The organism is Pseudoalteromonas sp. ABV4_021, from assembly GCF_056159365.1.
In genome coordinates this window covers 812,188-828,058 of the sequence record NZ_JBSWVB010000001.1, presented here as the reverse complement: position 1 = coordinate 828,058, position 15,871 = coordinate 812,188, and the positions used below count along the sequence as shown (strand labels likewise).

The 15,871-nt window shown below is 38.3% G+C and carries 16 protein-coding genes; 5 read left to right on the top strand and 11 right to left on the bottom strand.

What is annotated here, in order from left to right:
* Positions 1-2: 2 nt before the first annotated feature.
* The 5 genes from ACXAFE_RS03880 (at position 3) to ACXAFE_RS03860 (ending at position 5,410) form a co-directional block, all read left to right on the top strand.
* Positions 3-755 carry a cytidylyltransferase domain-containing protein gene (locus ACXAFE_RS03880; RefSeq protein WP_475148929.1) on the top strand — a complete coding sequence of 251 codons (753 nt, stop codon included), beginning with the start codon at positions 3-5 and terminating at the stop codon, positions 753-755.
* A gap of 3 nt (positions 756-758) precedes the next feature.
* Positions 759-2,039, top strand: coding sequence for an aminotransferase class III-fold pyridoxal phosphate-dependent enzyme (locus tag ACXAFE_RS03875; RefSeq protein ID WP_475148925.1), 1,281 nt, complete (start codon positions 759-761; stop codon positions 2,037-2,039).
* Positions 2,040-2,043: 4 nt separating this feature from the next.
* The gene (gene pseI / locus ACXAFE_RS03870) at positions 2,044-3,099 is read left to right on the top strand and encodes a pseudaminic acid synthase (protein WP_475148921.1); all 1,056 of its coding nucleotides are present in this window, start codon (positions 2,044-2,046) and stop codon (positions 3,097-3,099) included.
* A gap of 286 nt (positions 3,100-3,385) precedes the next feature.
* On the top strand, positions 3,386-4,090 hold the full coding sequence (locus ACXAFE_RS03865) for a TylF/MycF/NovP-related O-methyltransferase (protein WP_475148918.1): 705 nt from the start codon (positions 3,386-3,388) through the stop codon (positions 4,088-4,090).
* A 3-nt stretch (positions 4,091-4,093) separates the two neighbouring features.
* Positions 4,094-5,410: an MBL fold metallo-hydrolase gene (locus ACXAFE_RS03860; protein ID WP_475148915.1), complete on the top strand. Its 1,317-nt coding sequence runs from the start codon at positions 4,094-4,096 to the stop codon at positions 5,408-5,410.
* Positions 5,411-5,637: 227 nt separating this feature from the next.
* On the opposite strand, the gene ACXAFE_RS03855 is transcribed toward ACXAFE_RS03860, so the two are convergent.
* From ACXAFE_RS03855 to ACXAFE_RS03805, 11 genes are all read right to left on the bottom strand, one after another.
* A complete protein-coding gene (locus ACXAFE_RS03855; RefSeq protein ID WP_475148911.1) occupies positions 5,638-6,225 on the bottom strand; it encodes a formyltransferase family protein in 588 nt (195 codons plus the stop codon).
* Positions 6,222-7,280, bottom strand: a complete 1,059-nt coding sequence (pseG, locus tag ACXAFE_RS03850) for a UDP-2,4-diacetamido-2,4,6-trideoxy-beta-L-altropyranose hydrolase (RefSeq protein WP_475148908.1) — start codon at positions 7,278-7,280, stop codon at positions 6,222-6,224. The genes ACXAFE_RS03855 and pseG overlap by 4 nt, the downstream gene beginning before the upstream one ends.
* The gene (locus tag ACXAFE_RS03845; RefSeq protein WP_475148904.1) at positions 7,281-7,940 is read right to left on the bottom strand and encodes a class I SAM-dependent methyltransferase; all 660 of its coding nucleotides are present in this window, start codon (positions 7,938-7,940) and stop codon (positions 7,281-7,283) included. It abuts the gene before it with no gap.
* A gap of 5 nt (positions 7,941-7,945) precedes the next feature.
* Complete coding sequence (locus ACXAFE_RS03840) at positions 7,946-10,069, bottom strand: motility associated factor glycosyltransferase family protein (protein ID WP_475148901.1); 2,124 nt, start codon at positions 10,067-10,069, stop codon at positions 7,946-7,948.
* A 13-nt stretch (positions 10,070-10,082) separates the two neighbouring features.
* Positions 10,083-10,412 (bottom strand): hypothetical protein, encoded by a 330-nt coding sequence (locus tag ACXAFE_RS03835; protein WP_475148897.1) that lies wholly within the window; start codon positions 10,410-10,412, stop codon positions 10,083-10,085.
* A gap of 8 nt (positions 10,413-10,420) precedes the next feature.
* On the bottom strand, positions 10,421-10,843 hold the full coding sequence (gene fliS / locus ACXAFE_RS03830) for a flagellar export chaperone FliS (protein ID WP_475148894.1): 423 nt from the start codon (positions 10,841-10,843) through the stop codon (positions 10,421-10,423).
* A 9-nt stretch (positions 10,844-10,852) separates the two neighbouring features.
* Entirely contained in the window at positions 10,853-12,250 is a 1,398-nt protein-coding gene (gene fliD, locus ACXAFE_RS03825) for a flagellar filament capping protein FliD (RefSeq protein ID WP_475148891.1), read from the bottom strand.
* 12 nt (positions 12,251-12,262) lie between these two features.
* Complete coding sequence (locus ACXAFE_RS03820; RefSeq protein WP_010560724.1) at positions 12,263-12,664, bottom strand: flagellar protein FlaG; 402 nt, start codon at positions 12,662-12,664, stop codon at positions 12,263-12,265.
* A gap of 110 nt (positions 12,665-12,774) precedes the next feature.
* A complete protein-coding gene (locus tag ACXAFE_RS03815; RefSeq protein WP_010560725.1) occupies positions 12,775-13,590 on the bottom strand; it encodes a flagellin N-terminal helical domain-containing protein in 816 nt (271 codons plus the stop codon).
* Positions 13,591-13,796: 206 nt separating this feature from the next.
* Complete coding sequence (locus ACXAFE_RS03810) at positions 13,797-14,615, bottom strand: flagellin domain-containing protein (RefSeq protein WP_475148883.1); 819 nt, start codon at positions 14,613-14,615, stop codon at positions 13,797-13,799.
* Between the two features lie 213 nt (positions 14,616-14,828).
* Complete coding sequence (locus ACXAFE_RS03805) at positions 14,829-15,647, bottom strand: flagellin N-terminal helical domain-containing protein (protein ID WP_475148880.1); 819 nt, start codon at positions 15,645-15,647, stop codon at positions 14,829-14,831.
* Between the last annotated feature and the right edge of the window lie 224 nt (positions 15,648-15,871).

Genomic DNA, 15,871 nt, shown 5'->3' with positions numbered 1-15,871 from the left:
GTATGATAGGTATTATTGTTCAAGCTCGAATGAGTTCAACACGATTACCAGGAAAAGTATTACTGCCTATTAATGGCGTACCCATGCTAGAGATTCAACTTAAGCGTCTTACACAGACAAAAGTTGTGGACAAAGTTGTTGTTGCGACATCAAATGAAGCGCTAGATAGCCCTATCGAAACACTATGCCAAAAACTTAATATAGAATGCTACCGTGGTGATTTAAATGATGTACTAGCACGATTTTATCATTGCGCTAAAGCGTTTAATTTTTCTCATATTGTACGCATATGTGGGGATTGCCCACTGATTGACCCCGTGTTAATTGACCAAATAGTTAGCACACATATTACAAACAACGCAGACTATACTAGCAACTGTGTCACAAGGTACTTTCCCGATGGGCAAGATGTCGAAGTGTTTAGCTTTAATGCGTTAGAAACCGCTTATAAGAAAGCAAAAAAGCCTTCAGAGCGAGAGCACGTAACACCTTTTATTCGCGACTCTAACTTGTTTTCATTGAAAGATTTCACCATAGATCAAGATTATTCTGAATTTCGAATTAGCGTCGACTATCCCCAAGACTTTGAGGTAATTTCAGCAATCTATCGTCACTTCGATGGGCAACAATTTGGTTATCAACAAATCGTTGAGTATTTACAATCACACCCGCAAGTTAATGCGCTCAATGCCGATATAGAGCTAAATGAAGGCTACAAATTGTCGCTGCTACAAGACAAAGAACAAGGTTTCTAATTAATGACTATCAGCTTTTCTGAATCACTAAATTGGTATGAAAAGACGCAAAACATCATACCACTAGCAAGCCAAACCTTTAGTAAAAGTAAAATGGCTTTGCCTTTTAAAGCTGCACCACTTTTTATTAAGTATGGTAAAGGCGCTCAGGTTACCGACCTCGATAATAATATTTATACCGACTATATTAATGGCTTGCTCTGCGTTAGCTTGGGCTACCAAGACCAAGAAGTTGATGATGCAATCAAAGCACAACTTTTATCAGGCATAAGTTTTTCACTTCCCCATACTTTAGAAGCTGAAGTGGCAGAGCTCTTAGTTGACCTTATTCCCTGTGCTGAAATGGTTCGCTTCGCTAAAAATGGCAGTGATGTTACCAGTGCTGCCGTGCGTCTAGCACGAGCTTATACAGGACGAGAACACATTGCTGTGTGTGGTTACCATGGTTGGCAAGACTGGTATATAGGTTCGACCACACGTGATATGGGTGTGCCTGAAGCCACTAAAAAGCTAACTCATGGCTTCACTTACAACGATATCTCTTCACTAGAAGCGCTCATTGAAAATCACCCAGACGAACTTGCAGCAGTCATTATGGAGCCACTTAATATTGCCCCTCCTGAAGACGGCTTTTTAGAGAAAGTACGAGAACTATGCTCTCGTAATGGCATCGTGCTTGTTTTTGATGAAATCATCACAGGGTTTAGATATCACTTAGGTGGCGCTCAAAGCTACTTTGGTGTAACACCCGATTTAGCAACCTTTGGTAAGGGGATGGCTAACGGTATGCCGCTATCTGCAATCGTTGGTAAACGTGAAGTTATGATGTTAATGAATGATATCTTTTTTTCAGGAACTTTTGGGGGCGAAACTTTATCTCTTGCAGCAGCTAAAGCAACTATCGAAAAGATGAAGAAAATTGAATTCAGTCAATATATTTGGACGTTAGGTAATTACTTAGTAGAGCAATATCAAAAATATTGCTCAGAGTTTACAATGTTTGAATTAAAAGGACTCGCCCCTTGGACATTTTTAAACATTACCAACGACAGAGTTAACTCTGCAGACACAATTAAATCTTGGTTGATTCAAGAGCTCTGCAAACGCGGTGTTTTATTTATAGGAACACACAACCTTTCCTACGCGCATAATTTTGAAAACATAGATCAACTTATAATGCATTATCAGGAATTATTTACTCAATTAAATGATTTGGATAAACAAGGTAATTTAGCTGCGCATCTTGATGGTAAACAAATAGAGAATGTCTTTAAGGTCAGATAACACTATGAAAATTGGTGAAAGAGAAATATCAAACAACACGCCTCCTTACATCATAGCGGAAATGTCAGGGAATCATAATGGCGACATAAATAGGGCATTAAAGTTAATCGATGCAGCAGCTGAAGCAGGTGCAGATGCAGTTAAATTACAAACATATACCGCGGATACACTAACGTTAAACTCTAATAAAAAAGATTTTTGTATATCTGAAGGGTTATGGCAAGGTAAGAGCCTCTATCAATTATACGATTGGGCACATACTCCTTGGCAGTGGCACCAAGCACTATTTGAGCGAGCAAATAAGCTAGGAATTGATATTTTTAGTTCACCATTCGATGAAACTGCTGTTGATTTTTTAACTCAATTTGACCCACCTGCATACAAAATTGCTTCATTTGAGTTAATTGATCATGAGCTAGTTAAAAAAGTTGCTGAAACAAAAAAGCCAATGATTATGTCTACCGGTATGGCAAATATTCAAGAAATTGAAGAGGCGCTTGCTGTTGCCTTAAATTATGGTAACGGTCAAGTAACACTACTTCATTGCGTGAGTGGCTACCCTACCCCAATTGAGCAAACTAATTTAGCAACAATAAAAGCGCTTGCAGAAAAATTTGATCTCCCAATTGGCTTATCAGACCACACTTTAGGTAATACAACCGCTATTGCATCTGTAGCCTTGGGCGCAACAGTAATCGAAAAGCACTTTACGTTGGCACGAGCCGACGGAGGGCCTGACGCGGCATTTTCTCTAGAGCCCGAAGAACTAAAAGCTTTATGTAAGGATGTTCGTGACGCTTGGCACGCGATTGGTAAACCAAATTTCACCCTAGCGAAATCAGAACAGCCTAACCTTATATTTCGACGCTCTCTATACATCTGCAAAGATATAAAGAAAGGAGAAGTGTTCTCCAAAGATAATGTTCGCTGCATTCGACCGGGCTATGGACTTGCTCCAAAACACCTAGGTGTTGTCCTAGGTTTGGAAGCTACAATGGATATAGAAGCGGCTACAGCATTGACGTGGGATATGGTCAATAGACAGACGACAAATATATAAGTTGTTATATCATGGTTTAAGTTTGTCTTAGGCTCATTCAACCTGTACTCCAGCAAACTGGCAAAAGTATTCAGTTTACTTTCAAGTTTTGTGGCTCTGTTGTTAGCAAAGCTTATTCATATTGAATTAAGCCTTGATACCATAGACCTATTTAATGCACTTTATAAAAAAGACTGACTGTTCTCTATATTAAGATACAACCGTAATATAATTAAGCTCAGTCTAATTTCATTTAATGGCGATATAAAATTAAAATTCAATTATTGTTCTAAAACAGGATCAAATTATGAAACCAGATAGCTTTATAGCTAATAGAACCCGCTTCGCAGAAGAAATTGGCCAACCCAACCTTTACGATATGATCGATCACTATGCCTTGTATGCTGGGGTACATACAATAGCAAATAAACTTTGGACTTTTGAATTACTGAAAAGTACTCAAGGAGTTCCTGGAGACATAATAGAGTTTGGTTGTTGGAAAGGTGCAAATTTAATGTTTTTAGCAAAAATGAGCTCTCTGTTAGAACCATATGCGCCAAAAACAATAATTGGGTTCGACAATTTTTCAGGCTTACCTACTGGTGTAAAAGAAGACGGAGAGTTCGCTAACACGCAAACAGGCAAGTACTGTGGTGATGAGCAGACACTAAAAAAAGCGATTTCATTATTCGAACTGGAAAACAAGGTAAAACTCATCCCAGGTGATGCGCTAGTCACTATTCCCGAATACGAAAAAGAAAATCCACACTCTTTAATTTCTTTCGCTTACTTAGATTTTGATTTATACGAGCCAACTCGTGCTGCATTAAAGTTACTTTCGGATTCAATTAGTGTTGGTGGTGTAATTGTTTTTGATGAAGCATGCACTACAGAGTGGCCTGGAGAAACGTTAGCAATGAAAGAGTTTTTAAAAGAAACAAACAAAAAGTTTGAAATGCTTAGTAACCCCTTAAGCAAACAACCTACCGTTGCAATCAGACGAGTGGCTTAAAAGATGATCGTTACTCACCTGCAAAGCTCAACACAAATTGTTGAGATGGGAGAAATCCGAGTTTTAACAGATCCATGGCTAACGGAAGGTGAATATTATGGCAGTTGGTATCATTACCCACCATTTGCTGAATCTGAGCTAAGCTTACTTCAATACGATTATATCTATGTATCTCATATCCATCCGGATCATTTAAGTGAAGCGACATTAAACAAATTACCTTATAAAAAACCTATACTTATTCACAAATACAGTTCCCCATTCTTAAAACGTAAATTGGAATTATTGGGTTTTGAGGTCATTGAGTTGAACAACACTACACCCTATAAATTTAAGAATGGTAGTCAATTAACTATTTATGCCGCTGATAATTGTAATCCAGAGCTCTGCTCAAAATTTTTGGGGTGTGGACATATTGAAACTAAATTTGGCAGCACTCAAATTGATTCCCTAGCACTGTTTTCACATGGAGGTAAACATTTACTTAATTTAAATGATTGTCCTTATGAATTAGCTAGCCATACAATTCTAAAGAATCGTCTTGATCAAATGGATATTGATCTTTTAATGGTCGGCTATGCTGGTGCAGGCCCTTATCCACAATGTTTTCAGTTTGACTCAATCGAGCTAAAAAACAATGCTGCAAAGGCTAAACAAATACAATTTTTGCAACAAGCGCTAAACTTCATTGAACTTGTTAAACCTAAAGCCTTTGCACCATTTGCCGGTACTTATGTATTAGGCTCTCGTTATGCCCATATGAATGAGTATCGTGGCGTGCCAAGCCTAGAAGATGCCACCTGCTATTTAGAAGCCAACACCCCTAGCAACTCTAAGGGTCTACTTTTAAATCAGCATGATAAATACGATTTAACTATTCAGCAGTTAATAAAAAGCACCAAGGCAGTACCAACATTAAAGCAGTATATGAACCACATTACCAAACAGCCTCTCGCCTATGATAATGATGTCTGGGATGATAACGAGCTTGAGGACTTAATGTTAAACTCCTATTTGCGCTTTAAATCCAAAGCTGATGAAATTAACTACTCATCACCCACTTATTTAGTGATCGAAAGTGAGAAAGTATGCTTTACTATGTCTCTTGATAAAAAGCCCACCCAAACATTCAAAGACTCTCAAGTGCCGCAGCCATATGTTCGATTAACGGTAGAGCATAACTTGCTTCACCGTCTACTTCGCGGTCCAAAATATGCGCATTGGAACAATGCTGAAATCGGTTCACACATTCAATATGAGCGAAAGCCCAATACGTTTGAGCGTGCTCTCTACCATTGCCTTTGTTTCTTCCACCAATAAATAGAAGTCATTCAATTAATCTCTCTTGGCTTTGTCATAGGTTAATAAGTGTTGTGGTCAATTAATCTTGGCCACAATCTAATTTTTTACCTACCCGTTTCTATTTGGGGGAGTTCACAATAGACATAAAGCTAAGAATGGACGTATTAAAGTGTCTACAGATTTGCAACTAAGGAAGGTAAGATTATAGTTTATATGAATATCACATGAAATGAACTAGTTTGTCCCTACTTCTGTTCTAACTGCTTTTTCAAAAGTACGATGTCGCATAATCGTGTATCCCAACTAATATTATGCTTTTCAAAAATCTCATTTTTGTCAGAGGTGTTATGATAAGTACCTGCACCCATTTGCGGTTTAGCTATAAGTTTACCAGTGACAATATCTTGCCACGATTGAATAAACAAATTTAAAATCGACTTCTGCAGTATCGCGTATGATGATGCTAGTGTCTCTTTTTGTAAATTAAAGTCAAGTTCACATTGTACCAAAATATCACCAGTATCCAGCTTATCATCAACTAGATGAATAGTTACGCCCTTTGGCGTATTATCGTAAAAGCTCCAAAAATTTGGATCTGCACCTTTGTTCCAAGGTAAATAACTAATGTGTAAGTTAATTATTTTACCAAAATACTCAGCAACAATATCTGGTCCAATAATGTGGCGATAACCATGACTAACGATAAAATCAGGCTCGATTTGCCTTACTTTTTCCAAACTTACGGAAGAGGATGTAAAAAACAACGCGTAATCTGAACGTTTTAACCATTGATACACCGCTGTTTTCTCTGCGCCTAAAAAGAGTACTTTCAACCTATCGCTTCCATTACTTTGTTATATATCCGTTCAACCCCTTTAGCGTCACAAATTCTTAGACCATTAAATTTCAAATCATCATATTTTTCGATCAGCTCAGATACCGCTAACTGAAGTTTATCTTCTATTTGTTCAAGTTTAGTTTGAATCGCAATGTTCTCTATAACTAAGGCATCACAAATATCGCGCTGGTTATCAGCAATGGGTACTATTATGCTTGGTAACCCGATGCAAGCACGCTCCCAACATGACGATCCTGCAGCTCCTATTGCAACATCATGTTCCATCATAATTTCTGCCATATTATCAATATGGTCAAAATGTTTAATAAAATTAGAGTATCTGTTTGCGAACTCTTTAACCGACTTATAGTTTATTGCACTAGGTCTTAATAAGACTGTTGCGCGAAAATTAATGCGAGATTTAACGAGGGTTTGTAATACACGCAATGTCGCGTTAGGTTCATCACTTGCGCCAAAACTAATTAGTACTCTAAGAAAGCCATCAAGTGAAGGTTTAGTGACAGTATTGCGGTAATTTTGAAGCGTTGGATTTAACATTGCGTATCTTGTGCCCGTTAAGATACATCTACTATTTGAGTCGGAATAAGCGGCAGGTGCGCAATTAAGAGTTTGGTCAATTACCACATCGGCAACATGTCGTCTTTTTAAATCATCGATTGCAACCATTTTACAATTAAAATGCTGCTGCACTTGTGATTGCCATTTATAATCAAGGGCATAATTATCAACAATTACTATATCAACCTGCAAATTATATGAACAAAACTGTTTAGCATCTTGTTGCCAACTTACCCCTATCCAGCTTTCGTATGAAGAAAGTAACTTAGAAGATGATGGCTCTTGATTGTGCAGTGTAACCACCTCAAAATCAAGACTCTTCAAAAAGGGGGTTAAATTGCCGGGCAAATCTCTGCATACAAATGCGATTGTGTGACCATGCTCACGAAAGCAACGTGCTAAGTTAAGACAGCGCATAACATGCCCCGCACCAATTTGACTTGATGAGTCAACTCTAATCGCTATGTGCATCTATTTTTGCTTATTTGGATATGCATCGTCGATTTGTTTATATAGTAAGCTGATACCTACACGCTCATCTACATCTGTTCTCAATTCACGCGCAGAGTGAGTAGAAATATCTGTTGCTAGCGTCGAATAAAGCGGATTCCATGTAAACATTCTACTATGATCAAATTTGTAACTATACAGCCCTTCACAGTGGCTATATTTATTCTTGTAAGGATATGGAGGTAAAAAGTCCTGAATAATAATATACCCACCATTTTCCAACACCTTATCAACCCTTGCTGCGATGGTAAATAAATCTTCCCTATCACATAAGTAAAGGCAAAAACCAAGAATCACTAAGTCAAAACTATCTTTTTCGAAATCAATTGAATCCGCTGTTGCTACAGACAAATGTAAATGTGGGTAATTTATTTTACCAGCTTCAATTGCGGAAGATGACGGATCTACGCCGTACCCGTCCGAACCGAACTCCTTGTACAAAGAATGAAGCCTTAGACCACTTGCACAACCAATCTCAAGTACACGCTTAGGGGTCAACTCCTGCGCTTTAATAAAATCGATTACCTTGTCTTCATTATTTTCACAATAAACTTGCTTGTTCCGTTCAAACCAATTATCTCCTTCTGATGAGAGAAAAATATCACGCTGATCTATTTTCATAATATTTACTCTATCCAAATGTGAGAATCATCGACAAGATCAATTTTAAATGGACTTTCTAAATATTCTTTCTTCATTTCAAGTACATATTCTTGAACAATTTTTCCAGCCTCGGAAAAACGCTGTAAACTTTCTTGCTCACTGTTGTATGAATTTAAAATGTTCAAAAGCACAGAGTGCGTATGTAATAAACTGCCACGGAGTAAATCGTTAAAATGAGATACATTACTAGCGTTAAAACCTTCTAGGCGTTGTAATTGCTCTTCTAAAACAGCAATTGCAGCATCTTTTGAATCTGGTATTTCATCAAACTTTTCAACAATGAGATCACATAAATCTGCAAACATCTCTTGTTGTAAATTATTCTCAAATGTTTTCAGATCTGTATCTGAAATTGGCTTTGTGAGCTTAGAGAATATACTCTCAACAATTGTGTTTTTATCAAGTTCTTTTAATTCAGGTAGGTCTTGCGAATGTATTCCTTGAGTGCCTTTAATGTTCGCACCGTTGCTGCAGTTAACCACATTTAAATGCGGTTGCAATCTAAGAAACTCCTCTATAACCATTCTTGAATAGTTATAAATTAAATCGGTATTTACCGTCTCAACAAAATTCCCTTCAACTTGCAATTCAGAACCAGATGCATCGTACAGTTTACGATCACTGCCTGAGTCAGTACTATAATAGATACTCTTTTTTGAGTGATGTTGTGAACCTACATAGCCCATATCAACACCAAACAAATAAACATTTTCAAACCCCATTTTTTCAACAAATGCTAATGCACAATTTGACACTGTAGGGTTACAATAATTTAAGTACGCTAAACTGCTCGGGTTTGATTCTTTATTTTGTATATATAAAGCAGTTCCCGCCTCACCCGTCTTCATTGCTTGAATTGAGCGTTTAAATAACGGAAAAACTTCGGGCTGTACTGTATTTAGCGCTAGCAGATTAATTGATTTAACGTATTCGGGATCATCAACTGCATCAATAACCGTTTTCGTAATTAAACAGCGTTCCATTTCACAGTGAAAGTCTGGTGTAACTTGATATTTATGCAATGCACCGATTGCAGAACCACAGCTAATAATGATTGCGCGATTTTGCACAGCTCGCACAAACTCTATGTCATTATCTAGTGATGGGCCATTAGCAACTAAGAAAACAGGGACTTGTTTTAAGCTTTCAAGCGGACCACTTTTTAACAAAGGCACCAAATTTTTCATATTGTAGTAAAAATGCCCAACACTCATTAAGGCGTCATCATAAAAGCCAAAGCCAAGCATATTTTCATGAAAGCGCTTTGTTACCTCGGCAACGGCCTCGGTTAATATTTTATCGGTATAATGAACATAAATATAAGAGTGGGCCGCATGAAATCGCCCTATTTTAATAAACACATCTGCAATTTCTTTAACTAACTCTTTATCACTTTCAGCCTCGCCCAAGCTCAAGTGTAATTGAGCTTCATCGGCATTTAATTGTTCTAAAATTTTTGTCCAGTCAGTTAAAAATAAGCTTAAATAAAATAAATCCAAATGTGGTTCGTAAAGGTACAAGTTTTTAACGCGATGCTCTTCAAGCATTGCCTCGATATGGCTACCAGCACCAATACCAAATATCAGCATTGACGAAATAGTATTTGGCAGCTTATCCAACTCTTCTTCTTCCAGCCCTTCTAGATAAAACTTAGTAAGTTTTTTTAAATACCTAGTATGTAAAAAGCGATCAATTTTTTCTTCTCGTTCTGCGAAGTTATTCTTAATATATTGCGGTTCACTTTTAAATCGCTTGTATTGTAAATAAGAGCTTTTAAACACGTTTTCGGCATACATGTACTTATTTGTTTGTGTATCAAATATATTGACACCGAACTCTTCATCAAAGCGTAATTCATATCGTTCAAGCTTATAATTTAAAAAGCTATGGTAAATATCTGGGTAAAAACTCAAAAAGGAGTTCATATTGCTTTGAAAACGCGCCTCGAGATCGAAATCTGGAGACATAAAATTATCGGAGAGTGATTGTAGCTCGCGCTCGAGCTTTACCCTCTTTTGCAATACTTTTTGAACACCTTCTAATCGCTCAATTTGCGCTTGGATATTTTTATCTAAACTATCTTTCATTTATAAAAGCCCTTTACACCTTGTGGTCTAGGTACGTTAAGATTGCTTTTTGCGCTTTCACGCCAGCACTTAACTTAGTTTGAATCTCTTTTTGCTGATTAGTAGCATTTTTCAAGCCAACACTATCAATATGTTCAACTTCATTCAGCATTTCAACTGCTTGTTCAAGTACATCATTTGATATTGTGAGTGATTCTAAAGGGGGGATAGTCTTTAGCAGAACTGAACGCTCTGCCAAAACAGATTCAGCATGAGTTATATTTCTATCGTAAAGGGCTGTTTTTATATCGAGAGATAAAGTGTTTACTTTTGTCAAAGCGTCAATTAATTGTCGTTCATCCATAGCTTAGATTACTGCTTATGTTCTGCAATTAATTGGAATCCTTTTTGTTTATCCTCTTCGCTTATCCCATCCCACGCTTGCTTGATCGGTAAAAATAGGTTTTTCACTTCTTCCACCATATCCGCAGAGCTATTCAAGTTTGCCTCACTTAAACGAATAACCATATAGTCATATAAATTGTTAAGATTATCAGCAATCTCTCCTCCAGCTTCCATATTTAACCCGCCTTTGAGGCCACCAATCAAATCAATTGATTTATTAATGGCCTGCGAGCGCGTTTCGATATCTGAACGGTCAATGCTTGCTTTAGCAATGTACAACTGTGTCATCAGTTCTTTCATTAAAACTTGAATAATTTCATACGGATTAGCTGCAAGCAATGACAGCTCATTTTGCGCTTTCTTGTATTTATTGACCTGATGATTAACCATACTTTCCTCTTAATCTTTACTGCTTTTCGTAACAGGTAATATATTTGCTATATACGAACCCGCCACTTGATACTGAGCCATAACGCGATCTAGGGCTGCATATTGGCTTCGCAACGACGCTTCTAACTCATCGAGCCTGACTTCCAGTTTTTCCCGCTCTATCGTAATGTCTTCCATTGATTCGTTTAATGTGGTCTCACGTTCAACTAGCGAGCCCTTTTTACCAGTAAACAATTCAACATAATCGTTAACCTGCTTACCAAGAGCTGTATCACCAACAAATAAACTTTGAACTTCTGAAAAATTATCAGATAAGGCTGACTCAAAACGTTCTGTGCCACTTGGATTAGTTCCCAGTGCAATACTCGAAATTTCCATTTTACCTTCACGGTCAAAGGTAATACCTAAATCATAAAGTGATTTAACATTAGTATTTGTACCAGATATTTCACCTGTAAACATTCTCTGCAATTGCTGTTCCACAATTCGAATACTGCCATCAGCTGCAAGTAATCCATTTTCAGGATCAGATAATCCGTCTAACTGTGATTTAAGCTCGTTATATGCATCAACAAACCCTTTCAGTTTTTCTTTTGCTTCAGATTGGTCAACACCAATAGTAACCGTTTCTGCGCCTGTTGTTGTTTCTTTAAGGGTAATGACCGTGCCCTGAATTTTATCTGATAACTTATTATCACTATCAGTGACAAGTTGGCCATTTATCAACGCTCGTGCGTTTCCCGCTGCTTGTGTCTCGGTAAGACCCGCAGCGGCTGTAGGTGCAGATGTTGCAATAGAAGCAAGCGAATCATCATCCGCAGTTACTGTAAGTGAATTACCGTCACCGGTCACATCTGAGTTAAATGTAAGAACAGCACCGGCATCTGAGTTAATAATGTTAGCACTGACACCAAAATTATCGCCTGCAGCATTAATTTTCTCACGAATATCTTCTAAAGTATCAGCTGCATCAACTGCAATCGAAAAACTATTTCCGCCTGCTGCAAATGTTAAGTTGCCGCTTCCTACCGGATCTGTCGCACTACCTAGCGCAGCTGATTTAAGTTTTGAGCCTTGAGCAAGGGCTTGCACCTCAATAGCAAACTCACCCGATTGAACAGTCGAACTAGCAAAAATCTCAAACGCCTGCTTATCTTCTTCAAGGCCGTTTTTAAAACTCACCGTGCGTGCAGTAAAAGTTTCTTCTTTAGCTAGTTCAGCCAAAGCAGAATTAAAGTTGTCTAACGCCGATTTAAACGTACCAACACCAGATAGCTCAGTTGCATATTGAATTTCACGTTTATTTAATTGTTGCTCTTTAGGCTCTTTCTCAGCAAGAAGCGTTGTTTTTATTATCGTTTCGAGATCAAGACCTGAGCCAACACCTGCCGCTGTAATACCAGCCATAAATCACCTCAATTACACTTTTTTATCAAATAACATACCTGAGCTCGCGCCTAGGATTTCTGTTTGCAACTGTTCAATCTTTTTCGATACTTCAATCATTTCTTCTGATGGGATCTGCCTTAACACTTCCTGTGTTTGTGAATCAGAGACCACAACCACTGATAGTCCATCAAAACGTTCGATTGAAAAATCGACATTTTTTGATTGCAATTGAGCAAATTGCCTTACTTTATCAATAGTTTCAAGCAAGGTTTGCGCCAATTCGTCATCAGATAGAGGTGTAGGTACCTCTTCGATAACACTTTTATCCTTAGCCTCAACATCATTCTTAGGCTTGACCATTGTATCTTGGTTAACGGCATCTACAGGGTCACGGATTGGATTGGCCGTCATTGAAATATCACTTAAATTCATAGCAACTCCAAAGTTTGGAATGAGCAGCTTTAAACACAATTATAGCCCTATAACGTGCTTAAAGCTTACTTACATTTCTGTAAAGTGAGGGCAACCTCACCTTACCTGAGTTACAGCAGTGACAACGCTATTTGCGGCTGCTGATTAGCCTGCGCTAGCATTGAGCTTGAAGCCTGTTGTAATACTTGGTTACGCGCCAATGCCGCACTTTCTGCTGCAAAGTCTGTATCCATAATACGTGACTTAGACGCTGCTACATTTTCTGCTACGTTGTTTAAATTACGAATAGTCGAACTAAAACGGTTTTGTTTCGCACCAAGATCAGCACGTACACCGTTCACTGTTGACAACGCATCATCAAGAGCGGTAATTGCTGTTTGTGCTTGTGAAGCTGTTGCAATAGTATCATCATTTAATGCAAGACCTGTTGCGCCCATACTAGTACCAATACTTACTGTAATCGTTTGACTTGCGTCTGCACCCACTTGGAACGCTGCGGTAAATGAACCATCTAAGATATTCACACCACCAAAGCTCGTATCTGTAGCTACGCGGTCAATCTCGCTCGACAGTTCAGAAAATTCTTTTTGCAGCGCTGCGCGGTCAGATGCTGTATTTGAACCATTCGCTGATTGAATTGCCAATACACGCATACGTTGCAACATATTTGAGGTTTCTTCTAACGCACCTTCTGCTGTTTGCGATAGTGAAATACCATCGTTTGCGTTACGTGCACCTTGGTTTAAACCTTGTACCTGCGCGTTTAAACGAGTACCAATTTGTAAACCTGCCGCATCATCTGCCGCACTGTTTACACGTAAACCAGACGATAAACGCTGGAATGATGTTGATAATGCCTCACTCGAACGAGAGAGTTGTCTTTGAGAATTCAAAGACATTATATTTGAGTTAACACTTAAAGCCATGAGAGCCTCCAATAATAATTAACATAGGAACTATCAGTAGCAAGAGAGAGAGTAAGCTACAGATAGTTTTCTGTCCCATCTTAGTTATCGGCGGCCACCTAAAACCCTTTAGCTTTTTTTTAAACTTTTTAACAAAAAATAAAAAACGGCCATTTGACCGTTTTTGTATGAGAGGGAGTACTAACTTAGTTAATTAGGAGAGAATATTAACCAAGTAGGGATAATGCGATTTGTGGCTGTTGATTTGCCTGCGCTAACATTGAGCTTGATGCTTGTTGTAACACCTGATTACGCGCAAGACTTGCACTTTCAGCCGCAAAATCCGTATCCATAATACGTGACTTAGATGCTGACACATTTTCAGAAATATTGTTCAAGTTACGAATCGTCGAACTAAAACGGTTTTGCTTCGCACCGAGATCTGCACGTATTCCGTTTACTGTAGACAATGCGTCATCAATTGCTGTAATCGCTGTCTGAGCCTGGGATGCAGTCGCAATTGTGTCATCATTAACAGCTAAACCTGTAGCCCCCATGCTTGTTGCGATAGCAACATTGATCACTTGGTTCGCATCTGGACCAACTTGGAAATCAGCTGTAAATGTTCCATCTAAAATATTTACACCACCAAACGTTGTATCTGTAGCAACACGGTCGATTTCACTCGACAGTTCAGAAAATTCTTTTTGTAGTGCTGCGCGATCTGATGCTGTATTTGAACCATTCGCTGATTGAATTGCCAGAACACGCATACGCTGCAGCATGTTTGATGTTTCTTCTAGTGCACCTTCTGCTGTTTGCGATAGTGAAATACCATCATTCGCGTTACGTGCGCCTTGATTTGCACCATTTACTTGCGATTGTAAACGTGTACCAATTTGTAAGCCCGCCGCATCATCTGCCGCACTGTTAATACGTAAACCTGATGATAAACGCTGAAAAGACGTGCTTAACGCATTTGTTGAATTTGATAATTGACGCTGTGCGTTCAATGATGTGACGTTTGAATTTACATATAGTGCCATAATATTCACCCTCTAGTTCTGAGCAATTGTGCTCAAAAAGAACTGTTATCTAATTAATTTCTTTAACTAAATACTATATCGACAGTGGGAATAAACTCTTTAGCAAAAACACGTGATTTTTTTGTACTTTTTTAAATCACACAAAAAAAAGAGCAGCAATATTGCTACTCTTATGAGAGAGGGAGTACTAACTTAGTTAATTAGGAGAGAGTATTAACCAAGTAGGGATAATGCGATTTGTGGCTGTTGATTTGCCTGAGCTAACATTGAGCTTGATGCCTGTTGTAGCACCTGATTACGTGCAAGGCCTGCACTCTCCGCCGCAAAGTCCGTATCCATGATACGTGATTTTGACGCCGATACGTTTTCTGAAACATTGTTTAAGTTACGAATAGTCGAACTAAAACGGTTTTGCTTCGCACCTAAGTCAGCTCGTACACCATTTACGATTGATAAAGCATCATCTAGTGCTGTAATCGCTGTTTGCGCACCTGCTGCTGTACTAATTGAATCATCTGAAAGTGCAAGACCCGTTGAGTTCATGTTGGTGGTAATTTTCACCTGAATCGTTTGGTTAGCATCTGGTCCTACTTGATAGTCTGTATCGTAAGTACCATTTAAGATGTTTACACCACCAAACGTTGTATCACTTGCTACACGGTCTATCTCTGCCGATAATTCAGCAAACTCTTTTTGTAGTGCATCTCGGTCTGAGTCTGTGTTTGAACCATTCGCCGATTGAATCGATAAAACACGCATACGTTGCAACATGTTTGACGTTTCTTCTAGTGCACCTTCTGCTGTTTGCGCTAGTGAAATACCATCATTCGCGTTACGTGCGCCTTGATTTGCACCATTTACTTGCGATTGTAAACGTGTGCCAATTTGAAGACCTGCTGCATCGTCCGCTGCACTGTTAACACGTAAACCTGATGATAAACGCTGAAAAGACGTGCTTAACGCATTTGTCGAATTTGATAATTGACGCTGTGCGTTCAATGATGTGATGTTTGAATTTACATATAAAGCCATGATTCTCGCCCTCTTCTATCTGCGGTATTTACCGCCAAACAACTCGTTTGATTAAGATATCGACACGTCAAAAAGATTCTTTAATCAATTTTTACAAGTAAGCCACTAGAAGAAAAATAACCAACAAATAAACAAAGAGTTACTTTAATAAATTAATCACAAAATGCTTTTAATTTTGAAGCATGATTCGTTCTGATTATTCTAGTTTAGAGGTGTAATTGTTT

Bases quoted from the DNA above. Each gene is read 5' to 3' on its own strand.
- ACXAFE_RS03880 (WP_475148929.1), top strand. From the start codon at position 3: ATGATAGGTATTATTGTTCAAGCTCGAATGAGTTCAACACGATTACCA.
- ACXAFE_RS03875 (WP_475148925.1), top strand. From the start codon at position 759: ATGACTATCAGCTTTTCTGAATCACTAAATTGGTATGAAAAGACGCAA.
- pseI (WP_475148921.1), top strand. From the start codon at position 2,044: ATGAAAATTGGTGAAAGAGAAATATCAAACAACACGCCTCCTTACATC.
- ACXAFE_RS03865 (WP_475148918.1), top strand. From the start codon at position 3,386: ATGAAACCAGATAGCTTTATAGCTAATAGAACCCGCTTCGCAGAAGAA.
- ACXAFE_RS03860 (WP_475148915.1), top strand. From the start codon at position 4,094: ATGATCGTTACTCACCTGCAAAGCTCAACACAAATTGTTGAGATGGGA.
- pseG (WP_475148908.1), bottom strand. From the start codon at position 7,280: ATGCACATAGCGATTAGAGTTGACTCATCAAGTCAAATTGGTGCGGGG.
- ACXAFE_RS03845 (WP_475148904.1), bottom strand. From the start codon at position 7,940: ATGAAAATAGATCAGCGTGATATTTTTCTCTCATCAGAAGGAGATAAT.
- ACXAFE_RS03840 (WP_475148901.1), bottom strand. From the start codon at position 10,069: ATGAAAGATAGTTTAGATAAAAATATCCAAGCGCAAATTGAGCGATTA.
- ACXAFE_RS03835 (WP_475148897.1), bottom strand. From the start codon at position 10,412: ATGGATGAACGACAATTAATTGACGCTTTGACAAAAGTAAACACTTTA.
- fliS (WP_475148894.1), bottom strand. From the start codon at position 10,843: ATGGTTAATCATCAGGTCAATAAATACAAGAAAGCGCAAAATGAGCTG.
- fliD (WP_475148891.1), bottom strand. From the start codon at position 12,250: ATGGCTGGTATTACAGCGGCAGGTGTTGGCTCAGGTCTTGATCTCGAA.
- ACXAFE_RS03820 (WP_010560724.1), bottom strand. From the start codon at position 12,664: ATGAATTTAAGTGATATTTCAATGACGGCCAATCCAATCCGTGACCCT.
- ACXAFE_RS03815 (WP_010560725.1), bottom strand. From the start codon at position 13,590: ATGGCTTTAAGTGTTAACTCAAATATAATGTCTTTGAATTCTCAAAGA.
- ACXAFE_RS03810 (WP_475148883.1), bottom strand. From the start codon at position 14,615: ATGGCACTATATGTAAATTCAAACGTCACATCATTGAACGCACAGCGT.
- ACXAFE_RS03805 (WP_475148880.1), bottom strand. From the start codon at position 15,647: ATGGCTTTATATGTAAATTCAAACATCACATCATTGAACGCACAGCGT.